16 protein-coding genes and 1 tRNA gene are annotated in these 14,122 nt (G+C 63.0%); 9 read left to right on the top strand and 8 right to left on the bottom strand.

The window, feature by feature from the left end; genetic code table 11:
• Nucleotides 1-3 precede the first annotated feature (3 nt).
• The 4 genes from HMPREF2690_RS10095 to HMPREF2690_RS10080 form a co-directional block, all read right to left on the bottom strand.
• Nucleotides 4-732 (bottom strand): hypothetical protein, encoded by a 729-nt coding sequence (locus tag HMPREF2690_RS10095; protein ID WP_070820804.1) that lies wholly within the window; start codon nt 730-732, stop codon nt 4-6.
• Nucleotides 733-1,397: 665 nt separating this feature from the next.
• Nucleotides 1,398-2,108 (bottom strand): DUF3800 domain-containing protein, encoded by a 711-nt coding sequence (locus tag HMPREF2690_RS10090; protein ID WP_070820803.1) that lies wholly within the window; start codon nt 2,106-2,108, stop codon nt 1,398-1,400.
• A gap of 72 nt (nt 2,109-2,180) precedes the next feature.
• Nucleotides 2,181-2,257: transfer RNA gene (locus tag HMPREF2690_RS10085), tRNA-Pro, on the bottom strand.
• Between the two features lie 343 nt (nt 2,258-2,600).
• Nucleotides 2,601-3,494, bottom strand: coding sequence for a metallophosphoesterase (locus HMPREF2690_RS10080; RefSeq protein ID WP_246819544.1), 894 nt, complete (start codon nt 3,492-3,494; stop codon nt 2,601-2,603).
• Between the two features lie 24 nt (nt 3,495-3,518).
• Between HMPREF2690_RS10080 and HMPREF2690_RS10075 the strand changes: the two genes are divergently transcribed.
• A complete protein-coding gene (locus tag HMPREF2690_RS10075; protein WP_070614334.1) occupies nt 3,519-3,968 on the top strand; it encodes a GatB/YqeY domain-containing protein in 450 nt (149 codons plus the stop codon).
• 9 nt (nt 3,969-3,977) lie between these two features.
• On the opposite strand, the gene HMPREF2690_RS10070 is transcribed toward HMPREF2690_RS10075, so the two are convergent.
• Nucleotides 3,978-6,380: a transglycosylase domain-containing protein gene (locus HMPREF2690_RS10070; protein WP_070820802.1), complete on the bottom strand. Its 2,403-nt coding sequence runs from the start codon at nt 6,378-6,380 to the stop codon at nt 3,978-3,980.
• A 182-nt stretch (nt 6,381-6,562) separates the two neighbouring features.
• Here HMPREF2690_RS10070 and HMPREF2690_RS10065 point away from each other — a divergent pair, with 182 nt between their 5' ends.
• Genes HMPREF2690_RS10065 through HMPREF2690_RS10055 form a run of 4 tightly spaced genes read left to right on the top strand, consistent with a single transcriptional unit; the run spans nt 6,563 to nt 8,405 of the window.
• Nucleotides 6,563-6,922 carry a WhiB family transcriptional regulator gene (locus HMPREF2690_RS10065; protein WP_070421552.1) on the top strand — a complete coding sequence of 120 codons (360 nt, stop codon included), beginning with the start codon at nt 6,563-6,565 and terminating at the stop codon, nt 6,920-6,922.
• Between the two features lie 14 nt (nt 6,923-6,936).
• Nucleotides 6,937-7,092, top strand: a complete 156-nt coding sequence (locus tag HMPREF2690_RS12020) for a Sp36 family protein (protein WP_092101229.1) — start codon at nt 6,937-6,939, stop codon at nt 7,090-7,092.
• Entirely contained in the window at nt 7,093-7,554 is a 462-nt protein-coding gene (locus HMPREF2690_RS10060; RefSeq protein ID WP_070483019.1) for a RidA family protein, read from the top strand. It begins immediately after the preceding gene.
• 41 nt (nt 7,555-7,595) lie between these two features.
• Complete coding sequence (locus HMPREF2690_RS10055) at nt 7,596-8,405, top strand: MBL fold metallo-hydrolase (protein ID WP_070421550.1); 810 nt, start codon at nt 7,596-7,598, stop codon at nt 8,403-8,405.
• Nucleotides 8,406-8,435: 30 nt separating this feature from the next.
• Here the strand turns inward: HMPREF2690_RS10055 and glxR are convergent, their stop codons facing one another.
• Entirely contained in the window at nt 8,436-9,119 is a 684-nt protein-coding gene (glxR, locus tag HMPREF2690_RS10050; RefSeq protein WP_070421549.1) for a CRP-like cAMP-activated global transcriptional regulator GlxR, read from the bottom strand.
• 250 nt (nt 9,120-9,369) lie between these two features.
• On the opposite strand from glxR, the gene nth reads away from it, so the two are divergent.
• Genes nth through HMPREF2690_RS10030 form a run of 4 tightly spaced genes read left to right on the top strand, consistent with a single transcriptional unit; the run spans nt 9,370 to nt 12,611 of the window.
• Entirely contained in the window at nt 9,370-10,161 is a 792-nt protein-coding gene (nth, locus tag HMPREF2690_RS10045) for an endonuclease III (RefSeq protein ID WP_070453000.1), read from the top strand.
• Nucleotides 10,158-10,715 carry a TlpA disulfide reductase family protein gene (locus HMPREF2690_RS10040; RefSeq protein WP_070820801.1) on the top strand — a complete coding sequence of 186 codons (558 nt, stop codon included), beginning with the start codon at nt 10,158-10,160 and terminating at the stop codon, nt 10,713-10,715. The genes nth and HMPREF2690_RS10040 overlap by 4 nt, the downstream gene beginning before the upstream one ends.
• Nucleotides 10,715-11,413, top strand: a complete 699-nt coding sequence (locus HMPREF2690_RS10035; RefSeq protein WP_083320370.1) for an NUDIX hydrolase — start codon at nt 10,715-10,717, stop codon at nt 11,411-11,413. The genes HMPREF2690_RS10040 and HMPREF2690_RS10035 overlap by 1 nt, the downstream gene beginning before the upstream one ends.
• A 10-nt stretch (nt 11,414-11,423) precedes the next feature.
• Nucleotides 11,424-12,611 (top strand): MarP family serine protease, encoded by a 1,188-nt coding sequence (locus HMPREF2690_RS10030; protein WP_070452994.1) that lies wholly within the window; start codon nt 11,424-11,426, stop codon nt 12,609-12,611.
• Here the strand turns inward: HMPREF2690_RS10030 and HMPREF2690_RS10025 are convergent.
• Nucleotides 12,608-13,117 (bottom strand): phage holin family protein, encoded by a 510-nt coding sequence (locus HMPREF2690_RS10025; RefSeq protein ID WP_070483007.1) that lies wholly within the window; start codon nt 13,115-13,117, stop codon nt 12,608-12,610. The two genes, HMPREF2690_RS10030 and HMPREF2690_RS10025, sit on opposite strands and share 4 nt — an antisense overlap.
• A 118-nt stretch (nt 13,118-13,235) precedes the next feature.
• Nucleotides 13,236-14,054, bottom strand: coding sequence for an HAD family hydrolase (locus HMPREF2690_RS10020; protein WP_070820800.1), 819 nt, complete (start codon nt 14,052-14,054; stop codon nt 13,236-13,238).
• Between the last annotated feature and the right edge of the window lie 68 nt (nt 14,055-14,122).

Below are 14,122 nucleotides of genomic sequence, written 5' to 3'. Positions count from 1 at the left end.
GAACTACATGCCCAGCATCGGCAGTGTGATGCCGAAGTGGGGCAGCGCGAAGACGAGGCCTGCCATCACCAGCAGCGCCGCAATCACCCCACCGACAATGGCAGGCACGTTCACGTCCGCCTTGGCGGTGGGGTATTTCACATCCGCTTGCATGCCCTTGGTGCAGGTTTCGGCGGCGGTGGCGTCGGCGTCGTCGATAAGCATGCGCTTCGCGGCGACCTTCCCGGACGGGGTCTCCGTCCACGCCTTGTATACGTCGCCATCCTTCGCGGTCAGCGGCGTCTCCGTGCGCTTCGTGTCCGGGCCAACGCGCCACGAATCCGTGTCAATCGCCTCCAGCGTGCGATTCACCGTCGGCTCCGACTCCTTCATCGTCTTCTGCGCATCCGCATACTTTGCGACGAGACCCTCCGGCAACACCTTGCCAAACTCCGCCTTCTCACCCTTGAGCGCCTTCTCGTTCTCCGCGACAACGCCGGGATAGACCTGCTCGATCGCCGCGATGAGGTCGCGGGCCTGCTCGTAGTCACCGATCGCCTTGAAGTCATCGAACCACGACTGGATGAAACGCTTCTCGGCCGGCGCGAGCTTCACGACGCACACGCCGTCCTTGTCCTTTGCCGCGACGGTAGCGGCGTTCGCCGGGGTAGCTGCGCCGACAACGCCGGCTGTGCCGAGCGCGAGCGTTGCTGCGGTTGCGTACGCGGCGATACGGGTGGTGGTGCTGGTCATGGTTTCCTCCTCGGAGTGTGAGTGTGTGTACGGGCTGTACCACCTCAGTATCGAGGGAGACGTGTTGCGACAGCGTTAACGCGCGATGGTGGTGGCGCTGCCTAGTAGGATCCTGGGCGAAAACACCGTGTCAGAAGCAATGTGATGAACCAGGGGTGGATGGAAATTTCACAAATGCAGTTAGCCGCTTTGCTAGGCAATGGAGTTTCTCCATTGGAACCATCTCCGGTCGATTACGTTTTTATGTTGCTCACGTTGGTGGCTGTGGTGCTATTAGTTGCCAGCGTGATTGTATTTTTCAGGCAACCTAATAGACCACCTAACAGACGGTGGTCGGATGTCTGGATCGTGCTCTTTCTGGTGTTCATACCCGTGGTAGGGCCGTTGGTGTATCTGTGGCATGTGCGGTCCAGCAAAAAGAGCGACAAAAAATCGTAGATGTGTGGGGCAAGGCCCAGCTTTGGGTTAAGCCGTGGGGGCGTGGCCTGGGCAAAATAAAGAGTGGCCCCCGCATCCCACTGAAGAGATGAAAGGCCACTCAAGTTTGAAGCGCGCAACCACTTGCGCTTTCCGGGACTGCGAACTTAATCCCAGCCGGCTCGAGAGGTGGTGGGTTTTAGCCCAAATCCCTCGAGAACCCCAGTATAGAACTGGCATCAGTTAAATCAAGCATTTTCTGACCCAATCGTCACAATATTGACTTTGCCTTGCTGAATGTCAGCGAAACTGTCTAATTCGAGGGCTCGTCTCAGCCGACCAGCAACTCGAGCTTTCGGTGTATTTCGGACTGTTGGGTCCATTCGACCATGCCGGCGTTCGTAGGCGATGGAACTAGCAACAATATCTGCCAGCTGAATAAAGTCACTAGCCTCTGAATTGAAATCGTATGCTTCAAGAACGCAACGACTACCAATCGCGCGGTTTACATCACTCTTAACGAACTGTGCGACCGACTCTCCTCGTGGAGTTTGGACTAAGTCAAGGAAAACATTAACCAGTTCCCCGCGGTTAATGTTCCCACGGATAAGCCGAGAAGCCATCTTCGCTTGCTGCAGCCAAGTGTCATGGTCCCCGAAAGAGTGAGTGGAATCATAAACCGAGCCTCCAACTCTCACGTCGGCTGCGGCGAGAAGCTCAACGAGATCAAAATAGAAATTTAACTTGTTGTTCTTGATCTCCGAGAAATGGATTTCTTGATAGAAACCGTGGGACTGGCGAAGATGGCGAATCTCCCGATCGAGTACTTGTAGGTTCCTAATTTTGACGAACCCGACAACAAAGAACCCACCTGAAGAGTTTCGGGTTCCTGACTCGTCCAAGAAGATGGAGGATACGGGCACTCGATCAGGGAGCGAAAAAATCTTCTTCTTATTCATCGCGATAATCTTAGTGGCGCTGCCGACACGGACTATCGAATGCGAAAACCCGCCTCGGAAGGCGGGTTGTGTTGGTCGGGATAACAGGATTTGAACCTGCGACCTCTTCGTCCCGAACGAAGCGCGCTACCAAGCTGCGCCATATCCCGGTGGTATCTCGGACTGTTGTCCGCGGTACTCGAAACACAATACCCCTGGGGTTCGGTTTGGCCAAAACGGCAGGTTGTGTGCGTTTTGTTGCCGGTGTGGGGGCGTGGCGGTGGCTGCAGTGTGGCGGCGCGGTTCGGTGTGGCGGTGCGGTTCGGCTTGGATCCACCGCTGCAAAAGACGATATCGTCTTTTGTGGCCTCGTTTTTGCAAAAGCCCAGGTCGCGTTCCGGGAAAATCGGTAAACGACGATATCGTCGTTTAGGCAGTTCGCGCGACCTGCGGCGGAGCAGACGAGCAGGCGAACGAGCAGGCCGCCACGCAACCGACCGCCCCGCAACCGGTTTACCCGCGCTCGACGACCCGGATCAGCGACGCGGACGGCGGGCAGAACAGGCGTACGGGTGCGTACTTGGACTGGCCGAGCCCGTTGGATACCTCCATCCACATGCGGCCGTAGCGGTGCAGGCCGGAGGCGCGTTCGCGGTCGATGTCGGCGTTGGTGACCAGGGCGCGGCCACCGGGTAGGCAGATCTGGCCGCCGTGGGTGTGGCCGGCCAGGGCGAGTTGGTAGCCGTCGGCTTCGAAGGCGTCGAGTACGCGCCGGTAGGGGGCGTGGAGGAGGGCGATGGTGAGGTCGGCGTCCCTGTTCGGTGCGCCTGCCACCTCGGAGTACCGGTCCAGCTCGTGGTGCGGGTCGTCCACGCCCGCGAGCGCCAGGCGTACGCCGGAGGCTTTGAACTCCAGGCGGTTGTGGGTTGCGTCGTGCCAGCCGCGCTCCATGAACGCGGCGCGCATGCCTTCCCACGGCAGGTCCACGTACGACGGCTCGCGCTTGGCGCCGGTGAGGTACTTCAGCGGGTTGACGGGGCGCGGCGCCCAGTAGTCGTTGGTGCCGAAGACAAACGCGCCGGGGCGGTTGAGCAGCGGGCCGAGGGCGTCGAGCACCCAGGGCACGCCACCAAGGTCCGACAGGTTGTCGCCGGTGTTGATCACCAGGTCCGGGTCGAGCGCGTCCAGGCCGGAGACGAACTCCACCTTCTCCTTCTGCCCGGGGATCATGTGGAGGTCGGATACGTGCAGCACCCGAAACTCCCCGCGCCCCTGCAACACGCCTGGCTCCAGCAGCGGCAGGGTGTATTCGCGCAGTTGGAAGTTGTTGCGTTCGGTGTACCCCCAGGCGAGTGCGGAGGCTCCGGCGGCGAGGGTGGCTGCGGCGGCTTTCTTCAACGTCTTCACTCGCACCACTGTAATCTCGCAGGCATGAGTGCATTGAAAGACCAGATCCGCGCAGACCTCAAGGAAGCCATGAAGGCGAAGGAGAAGGAGCGCACCGGCACGATCCGTATGCTGCTGGCGGCGATCCAGACCGCTGAGACCGAGGGCACGAAGCACGAGGTTGATGATCAGGAGATTCAGAAGATCATCGCACGTGAGATTAAGAAGCGCCGCGAGTCCGCCGAGATCTACCAGACCAACGGCCGCGACGATCTCGCTGAAACCGAGCTCGCCGAGGCGAACATCCTCGAGGCGTACCAGCCAAAGCAGTTGACGGACGATGAGCTCGCAGTGCTTATCGACGACACCGTGGCCGAAACCGGCGCCACCTCCATGGCGCAGATGGGGCAGGTCATGAAGGCCGCCACCGCCAAGGCCGCCGGCCGAGCCGATGGCAAGCGCATCTCCGAGGCTGTCAAGGCCCGCCTGAGCTAGCCAGCCGCGTTAGTTGTTGCCGAAGGCGTTGGCGATGGCGTCGCGGGCGTCGTTAAGCGATTGCTCGATGCCGCTGAAGTCCGGCGCCGGTGGGGCAGCGGGGCTCGGGGGAGCAGACGGGGACGGGGATGGGCTCGGCGCGGTGCTGGAGGGGGCCGAGCCGTCCGAGACATTCAGGGTGATGGTGGAGCCGCGCGCGAGCGACTCGTCCGCCGGGGTGATGGACACAACCTGGCCGGCCGGGGCACCGCCGCCCGGCACCGTCTTCAACACGACCTTGTAGCCCTGGGCCTCCAGCTGGGATTTCGCGGCGGAGGAGTATTGGCCAACCACGGAGTCCACGGCCGCGCGGCGCGCACCGGTCTGGTACTTCGCGCTCGCTGCCGGAAGGCCTGAGGCCGCACCGGGCACACCAGCGGCGGCCTGGAACCAGGTGTTGGCTGCCTCGTTGCCGCCGAAGAGGTTGCCCACGCCGCACTGGCGGACCGGGGCGGTGCACAGCGGGGTGGTTTGGGTGCCGTCGTTGAAGATGTACGGCGCCGCAGACATGCCCAGCGTGAAGCCGAGGAACGCGGAGGACTGGTGCGACTCGGTCGTGCCGGTCTTCGCGGCGGTGGGGGCGCTCCAGCGGTTGCGTTTTGCGGCGTCGGCGCCGGTGCCGTCGACAATGTCGTGCGACATGCCGGCAGCCAAAGCGGCAGCGATCTCCGGGTCGATGGCTTGCTCGCAGGCGGGCCGGTCGATGAAGACCTCACGGCCGTTCTTATCGGTCACGCTCGCAATCGGGTTCGGCTCGCACCAGCGCCCGTTGGACGCCAAGGTGGCGCCCACGTTGGACAGTTCCAGCGCGTTGACGGCTAAGGGGCCGAGGGTGAACGAGCCCATGTTTTCTTCCTTGGCGGCCTGGGCGATGGAGCGGCCGTCCCCAAACGAGTTGTCGTCCTTGTAAGAGCGCAGGCCCAGGCGCACCGCCAGATCCACGACCGGGGCAACGCCGACGGTCTGAATCAGCTCAATGAACGTGGTGTTCGGCGACTGTGCAAGCGCGTCCTGCAAGCTCATCTTCGGTGCATAGACGCCGGCATTTTCTACACAATATGCACCCGGCGGACAGTTCGCGGCGCCGCCTGCGCCCATGCCGTACACCACGGAACGCGCCGGAGTGTTCAGCATGGAGTTCAGCCCGTAGCCCTGCTCAAGCGCGGCGGCTGCGGTGAAGATCTTGAATACGGAGCCTGCGCCGTTGCCCACCAGCGACACAGGCTGCGGCAGGATCGTCTGGCTTTGGTCCAGGTCCAGGCCATAGAAGCGGGAAGACACCATCGCCTTGATGTTGCGCGAGTCCGCGCCGGGCTCCACAATGTCCAACACCTGCGCCACGCCTGCGGTGTGCGGGCTGACGTTGTTGCGCACCGCGTTAAGCGCGACCTGCTGGATGTTCGGGTCCAACGTGGTCTTGATGGTGTACGACCCGTTTTTGATGGTGTCCAGGTCCAGGCCCTTTTCCGCCAGGTAGCGCAGGGCGTAATCGCACATGAAGCCGTTGTCGCCAGCGGTGATGCAGCCTTCCGGCAGTGTCTTCGGCTTGTCCAGAATGCCCAACGGTGCGCCCGCCCAGCGGTCGGCCTCGGACTGCTCGATGTAGCCCTGAGCGGCCATGTTGTTGAGCACTACGTTGCGACGACGCACCGCCCCTTCCGGGTTCGTATACGGGTTCAGCGCCTCCACCGACTGCAGCAGGCCCACCAGCATCGCAGCCTGTGCCGGGTTGAGCTTGGCTGCGCTGGTGTCAAAGTAGGTTCGGGCGGCGGCCTCGATGCCAAAGGAGTGCTGACCAAACGACACCAGGTTCAGGTACCGGGTAAGGATTTCGTCCTTCTCCAGCGTCTTGTCTAGATCGGATGCCATGCGCATTTCGCGCAGTTTGCGGGGAATGGACTGTTCGGTGGCGGCGAGCGCTTCCTCTTCGTTTTCCGCGTCGATGAGCCAGAGGTAGTTCTTCACATACTGCTGGTTCACCGTGGACGCGCCCTGCTCCACACCGCCGGCCAGCACGTTGGTCACCAGCGCGCGGGCAAAGCCCTGCATATCCACGCCCTCGTGGACGTAGAAGCGGCGGTCCTCCGTAGAAACCAGCGCGTCCTTGGCGTACTGCGAGATCTGCTCGCTGGGTACCTCATAGCGGCGCTGTTTGAAGATCCACGCCATGGGTTTGCCGTTGACGTCCGTAATCGTGGTCACGCCCGGCACGTCGCCGTGGGTGAGGTCGGAGAGGTTGGACTGCATGGTTTCGTCGGTACGCGCAATTGCGGCACCCCCAAGACCTGCGATCGGCGCCAGGCATAACGCCATGACAAGCGCTGATGCGATGACGGCGACCAGCAGGTTTCCTAAGCTTTTCAGGGCAGACACGCCAACACCTTAATTCAATCTGTGGCGTGGGGGAATACCATGCTCCCCCCAAAAATGTGATGCATTCGACATGGAATTTCCTGTGTGATTCCATTTACATGGGATCGCTAATATGCGGTCGATTGTATAAAAGGAGTCCGCTCCGCTTCCGGATAGGGATAGGACGTCTAAGGAGACGCACGATGACCACGAGTTTGAAAAAGGCACCGGCAACCAACCTCCGACCGACCACCTCCAAGAAGTGCGACTCCACGGGAACACTGGTCTTCGACCGTGGCGAGTGGGTCACCCAGGCCCAGTGCCGCGGCGGCGACCCGGACGCACTCTTCGTCCGCGGTGCCGAGCAGCGCAAGGCAGCAGCCATCTGCCGCGCCTGCCCGGTGATGACTGAGTGCCGCGCAGACGCACTGGATAACAAGGTGGAATTCGGCGTATGGGGAGGCCTGACCGAGCGTCAGCGCCGCGCAGTACTGCGTAAGAACCCGCACGTGAAGGACTGGGCAACCCACCTGTCCAGCGGCGGCGAAATTATTGGCCTCTAGGTAGGGTGAATCCCATGAAGAAATGGGAATACGCAACCGTTCCGCTGTTGTCGCACGCCACCAAGCAGATTCTGGATTCTTGGGGTGAGGACGGCTGGGAACTCGTCGCAGTCACCCCGGGTCCGAACCCGGACAATGTTGTCGCCTACATGAAACGAGAGGTTGAGTAAATGGCACAGTGGTCTGAGCGCCTGAAAGAACTGGGCATTGAACTTCCGACCGTGGCCGCACCCGTGGCCGCATACGTCCCAGCAACACGCACCGGCAACCAGGTGTGGACGTCCGGCCAGCTGCCGTTCGTGGACGGCAAGCTGCCGGCCACCGGCAAGGTTGGCGCCGAGGTATCCCAGGAGGATGCATACGGCTACGCCCGCCAGGCTGCGCTGAACGCGCTGGCTGCAGTGGACGCACACGTGGGTATCGACAACGTCGCCCGCGTGGTCAAGATCGTGGGCTTCGTGGCCTCCGATCCGGCATTCACGGGTCAGCCCGCCGTGATCAACGGTGCATCCGAACTGGTGCAGGAGATCTTCGGCGAAGCCGGTGCACACGCACGTTCCGCAGTCGGTGTTGCTGTCCTTCCGATGGACACCCCGGTTGAGGTTGAGATTGTCGTGGAGCTCGAAGGCTAGTTTGCCCATCGGCGCAGCCGTGACGGGGTAGGGTGGGAGCCATGAAACATCCCGCATACAGCCAGCTGCGCCCTGTGACCCCCAACGCCGCGGTGGTCCTGGTGCCGAACCCCAGCTACGCGGCGCTCGAGGGCACGAACTCTTGGGTGATCCGAGGTGAGGGCGACGAGGCGAGCATCGTCGTCGACCCGGGTCCGGCCGATGAGGGCCACCTCAACGTGCTGCAGGCAAAGGCCGACAAGGTCGCCTTGATTCTGTTGACTCACCGTCACCACGATCACGCAGATGGCGCGGAACGGTTCCGCCAGCTCACTGGCGCACCGGTCCGCGCCCTTGATCCGTCTCATACCTCCGGCGCTGAGCCACTCACCGACGGCGAAGTGATCTCCGTTGAGGGGGTTACCCCGCGCGTGAAGGTCGTCGCTACGCCGGGCCACACCAGTGACTCTGTGTGCTTCTTCGTCTACCCGGGCGAAGACACCGACGGTAAGCCGGAAGGCATCATCACCGGCGACACCATTGCGGGTCGCCACACCACCATGATCTCTGAGACCGACGGTGATCTGGGTGCCTACCTGGACACCCTGGAGATGCTCGAGGAAAAGGGCAAGGGTGTCATGCTGCTTCCGGGCCACGGTCCGGAAGGTGAGGACCTGTCTGCGTACGCCCGCAAGTACATCGATCGCCGTAACCAGCGCCTGGATCAGATCCGTCAGGCACTGAAGGAGCATGGCGATAACGCGGACATCAATACGCTGGTCGATGCGATTTACGACGATGTCGACCCGGTCCTGCGCGGTGCCGCAGAACAGTCGACTCGTGTGGCGCTGCGTTACCTCAACGCCAAGTAGCGGATTTTCGACCCGCCGCGGGCGCCTCCGTTAGCGCGCGCGGCGAGCGAGGTGCTCAGTGTTAACAATGAGCACGCTTTTACCCTCCAGGCGGATCCAGCCGCGGTGAGCGAACGTGGCCAATGCCTTGTTCACCGTCTCACGCGACGCACCCACAAGCTGGGCGATCTCTTCCTGGGTGAGATCATGGTTGACGCGGAGTGCGCCACCCTCATGTACACCGAAGCGGTTTGCCAGCTGGAGCAAGGTCTTGGCTACGCGGCCAGGCACGTCGGTGAAGATCAGGTCTGCCAGCGACGCGTTCGTGCGGCGTAGGCGGCGGGCCAGCACGCGCAGCAGCTGCTGGGAGATCTCCGGGTGGTTGTCGATCCACTCGCGCAGCATAGTGGAGTCCATGGTGGCGCAGGTGACGTCCGTGACGCAGACTGCGGAGGAGGTACGCGGGCCCGGGTCGAAGATGGAGAGCTCGCCGAACATGTCGGACGGGCCCATCACGGACAGCAAGTTCTCGCGACCGTCCGGCGCATGGCGGGCAAGTTTAATTTTGCCTTCGACGATGATGTAGAGGCGATCGCCGGGCTCGCCTTCGTCGAAAATCGTGGTGCCCTTCGGGAAATCCACGGTGTCCATATCGTTGATCAGCGCGGCGACCGCGTCAGGGTCGACGCCCTGAAAGATGCCGGCGCGGGCAAGAGTGTCTTGAACGCCTTCCATGAGTCCTCCTCAGACTGTCGCTCACGCATTTTGCGTGGGATTGGTCACGAACGGTGCCATTAGCGGTGACCGTCACACAAATTGGAACTCTACCAGCTCAACTAATCAGTGCGATAGTCTTTCCGCGACTGGGAACTGTGTTAGTCGATGACCGCTGCTTCCACACGCTCCATGAAAAGCGGAAACACCCCGAGCACAAGCGGATTCAGCGCCACAAGCAAAAAGGTCATACCCATAGTGTACGGCTAGCATGTTGGGCATGGCCGCTTCGACCTCTCCATTGAAACATCGCCGCCCAGGCGCTCATCCCGCCGCGAAGGGGAAAGAGACTCCGATCGGGCGTAAGCGCAGGGCACGCCGTATTAACCGCACGTTGGCGGCAGCGTACCCGGATGCGCACGCGGAGTTGGACTTTACTAACCCGCTGGAGTTGCTCGTTGCTACGGCATTGTCCGCGCAGACCACGGACGTGCGGGTGAACATGGTCACCCCGGCGCTGTTTGCCAAGTACCCCACGGCCGCCGACTACGCGGAGGCCAACCAGGCAGAGGTGGAGGAGATTATCCGCTCGACCGGGTTTTACCGTTCCAAGGCGGCGAACCTGATCGCGATGGGCCAGAAGCTGGTCACCGATTTTGGTGGCGAGGTGCCCGAGAAGCTTGAGGACTTAGTCACCCTGCCCGGGGTGGGCCGCAAGACGGCGCATGTGGTGCGCGGAAACGCCTTCGGCTACCCGGGGCTGACGGTGGACACCCACTTCCAGCGCCTGGTCAAACGCATGATGCTGACGGAAGAGACGGATCCGGTGAAGATCGAGCACGCGATCGCCGAACTCATCGAGCGCCGTGAGTGGACCATGTTTTCCCACCGCATCATTTTCCACGGCCGCCGCGTCTGTAACGCCCGCAAGCCAGCCTGTGGGGCGTGTCCGATCGCGTTCGACTGTCCCTCCTTCGGCGTAGGTCCCACCGACCCGGAGGAAGCCGCCGAACTGGTCACCGGCCCTGAGCGCGACCACATTTTGAGGATGGTGGGCCTGTGAAACGCACAATCTGGGTCAGCGTTGCTGCGATCCTTGCGGTGACGCTTTTGGTCATTGCGGGAGCCAGGGCGTTGCTTATCGACGACGCCACGCCCCCGGCCGGTGACGGTGTCGTCGAGAAGCAATCGGCTCCGGTGACGGGACGACCGGACTGCCCGGAGGGCGCAGTCGGTGGCGTGGACCTGGCGTGCCTCGGCGGCGAGGCGGCCGGCGCGCAGCAGGAGATCACCGTGGCCAACGTGTGGGCGTGGTGGTGCGAACCGTGCCGTGCGGAGTTGCCCGTGGTGGAGGAGTTCGCCCGCGCGCACCCCGAGTACACCGTGGTAGGCGTACATGCGGACCGCGATGGGGCACGTGGTGCGGCGCTGCTGGATGACTTGGGCGTCAACCTGCCGAGCTTCGCCGACGATGCCAACGTGTTCGCTGGTACGCTCGGCCTGCCGCCGGTGGTGCCGCTGACCGTCGTGTTCCGAGGCGAGGAAAAAATCGGCGTGTTTGCCAAGGAATTCACCTCGGCCGAGGAGCTGGCCGAGGCCGTGCGCGGGGTGCTGTGATGGTTGCCGTGCAGCCGGAACGGGCACCGGTGTGGCTGCGGGGGCTCGTGGATAAGCTACGCGCTGGCGAGGGCGATGCGCGGGTCAAAGCGATGCTGGGCCCGCGCGTGCCGCAAACGCCGGGGGAGGACCAGGCGGCGGTGCTCATCGTGTTCGCTGGCGACCCGGACGCGGAGGAACTGCCGGAGGACGCCCGGGTGCTGATCACGCACCGCACCCCGTCTATGCGCAGCCACTCCGGTCAGATGGCGTTTCCGGGCGGGCACATCGACGCCACAGATACAGGCCCGGTGGCGGCGGCGTTGCGCGAGGCGTACGAGGAGACGGGGCTGGCCCCTGAGCGGGTTGTGCCGCTGGCGGTGATGGGGCAGGTGAAAACCGGTGGCAGCCGCAGGCTGGTGCGCCCCGTGGTGGCGTACGCACCCGACCCGGGTGAGGTGTACCCGGCAAGCGAGCTCGAAACCGACGACGTGTTCTTCGTTCCCATCCGGGACTTGGTGGATCCGGCCAACCGCGCGAAGCTCGGCTGGAAGCACTGGACCGGTCCGACGTTATGGGCCCGCGACTATCTCATCTGGGGTTTTACCGGAATCCTGCTGGCGGTCGTGCTGGAATTAGCCGGCTGGGTGCGCGCCTGGGACGAGCGTCCGGGCGATCTTTACGAGGCGCTGGCCCGATCCCGCAACCGCGAGCTGTAACATTTGCGGAATGCACCTGGTCGTTGACGTTCTGCTTGGGCTTGCCGTCGTCGCTGCGTTTGTCAGTGGCTGGCGCCAAGGTGCGTTTTCGGCTGTGATCTCCGCAATCGGCATCATCGCGGGCCTCGTGGTGGGGCTGGCGGTGGCGCCGTTGCTTCTCGACGTCACCGAGTCCCAACCCATCCGCATCACGCTGCTGCTGTCGGTGGTGGTGCTCTTCGTTGGGCTGGGCAACCTGCTCGGCGTGACCCTCGGGGGCAACTTGCGGGCGCGGGTACGCAGCCGCCTGACGCGTTTCGTGGATTCGGTGGTGGGCGCACTGTTCCAATCGGTCGCACTGGCGCTGGTGGTGTGGTTTATCTCAATCCCGCTGGCGTCGGCGGTGCCTGGCGAGTTGGGCGACGGGATCCGCAACTCGCACATCCTGGCCAAAATCCACGACACCGCTCCGGAGAGCGCCGGGAAACTGCCCGCGAAATTCGCAGCGCTTCTCGACGAGTCCGGCCTGCCCCCGCTCGTTTCCCCCTTCCAATCCCCGCACGGCGCCCAGGTGGACGCACCCGATAACGCGGCGCTTCGCCCCGAAGTTGTGGAGGCGGCCCGCCCGAGCGTGGTCCACGTCATGGGCGATGCAGAAAGTTGCCGCCGCCGGCTCATGGGCTCCGGCTTCGTGTTTGAGGATGGCTACGTGCTCACCAACGCGCACGTCGTCGCCGGCACCGAGCGTGTCTCCCTGGACACCGTCGTCGGCGTGAAGCCGGCGGATGTGGTGCTCTACGACCCGGATACCGACATCGCGGTGTTGCACGCCCAGGGCTTGGGTCTGCCGCCGCTGCGTTGGGCTGCACGCGAGCTGCAGCGTGGCGACGACGCCGTGGTCATGGGCTACCCCAAATCCGGCCCCTTCGAGGCCGCACCGGCGCGAATCCGCAGCCAACTGACCATCGCAGGCCCGGACATTTACACCACCGGCCGTGTGGAGCGCGAGGCCTACACCATCCGCGGCGACATCCGCCAGGGCAACTCCGGTGGCCCGCTGCTCACCCCGGCAGGGGAGGTGGCAGGCATGATCTTCGGCGCGTCCCTGGATGCCTCAGAAACGGGTTACGCGCTGACTGCACACCAGGTGCAGCAGCGCGTAGGGGATGTGACCAGGCTGAACGCTGTCGTCGATACGCAAGCCTGCGTCAGCGGTTAGCGGCTGGTGTAGAGCCCAGCCTCGTTTTTGGTCAGGTTCTTCTGAGCCTCGCCCGGCTTCAGGTTCTTCAACTCGTTGACCGAGCTGATGGTGCGCTCCGGAGCCTTGATCTTCTTGACCTTCTTCAGGCCAACCAGCGCGAGCAGACCAGCCAGGGCGATCATGATGAGGAAGACGATCAGGAATGCCCAGCCACGGTGCATCCAGGATGCGAGCATCTCCGCAAACGCGAAGAAGAGGAAGAACGAGGAGTACAGCGCAATCACGCCGGCGACGCCGAACAGGCCACCGCCAACGGCGCCCTTCTTCACCTCGCCCATGACCTCAGCCTTGGCCAGCTCGATCTCGCCGCGGACCAGGGTGGACACCTGCTCCGACGCGTTAGAGATCAGCGTGCCGATGGACTGCTGGCCCGGCACCGTCACATCGGTATCGCGCAGCGGAATCGAATCCACCTTGGCGGTTACGGCGCTCGAGCCGCTGGTGTACAGACCTTCGTTGCTCACTGTTTACTCACCTTCCTGGGTGGCTATGCATGAGGCACCCTGGGAAGGTGCCTGGAATTCTCCCAACGATGTTAGCGATACATCACAGTGTTTGCCTGAATCGGGGTGAAACATAACGTCACGCGCTGTGGCGCTTGTCGCCAGATTTGCCGGACACAGCACGGGCGATGAGTACCCCAGCCACCGCCAACGCGGTCACGCCGGCGATCACGCTCGCGCCGATGCCGACCTCGCGGGCGTTCGGCATTTGGATGAGCGGCTCCGGGTTTTTAAAGGTCCGCACCTGCCAATCGTGTGACAGTGCGTGCTTGCGAAGCGCCCGGTCCGGGTTCACCGCCACCGGGTTGCCCACCAGTTCCAGCATTGGAATGTCCGTGGCGGAATCGGAGTAGGCGTAGCTGCGCTCCAGGTCGTAGTCGTGGTCGGCGACAAACTGGCGCACAGCCTCCGCCTTCGCCCCGCCCTTGAGGTAACGGGTGATCTCGCCGGTGAGCTTGCCGTCCTTCTCCGCGAGTTCGGTGGCCACGACCGTGTCTACGCCGAGTTCGCGCGCGATCGGCTCAACCAGAATTGATGCGGAGGCGGAGATGATGATGACGTCGTGGCCTTGGGCGCGGTGGTCGTCGATAAGTTCGCGCGCTTCGGCGTAAATCGCGGGCGTGACCACGGTGCGCATCGTTTCTTGGGTGATGCGCTGGACGTCCTCGATCGACCAGCCTTCGATGAGTTGGGCGAGCGAATCGCGCGTGGCGTCCATCTTCTCGCTGGAATGGCCGACCAGCATGTACTGGGCTTTGGTTAGGTAGAGGTCCCACGCCTCTTGTCGCGTGATCATTCCGTTGTTGCGGAATTCTTTGCCGAAGGCGAAGGCGGAAGACGTCGCAATGATCGTCTTGTCCAGGTCGAAAAACGCCGCCACCGGCCGTGTGGGAGACATGCTTTAGCAGTCTAGCCCCACTTTGCTGGTGGGGCAGTGTAGGCCCGCTGTGAAAGAAGTGAACATTT

Source organism: Corynebacterium sp. HMSC034E11 (assembly GCF_001835905.1).
In the GTDB taxonomy this organism is placed as follows: Bacteria; Actinomycetota; Actinomycetes; order Mycobacteriales; family Mycobacteriaceae; genus Corynebacterium; species Corynebacterium coyleae.
Note: the sequence above shows the minus strand (reverse complement) of the source record. Positions and strands in the feature narration are given on the sequence as shown.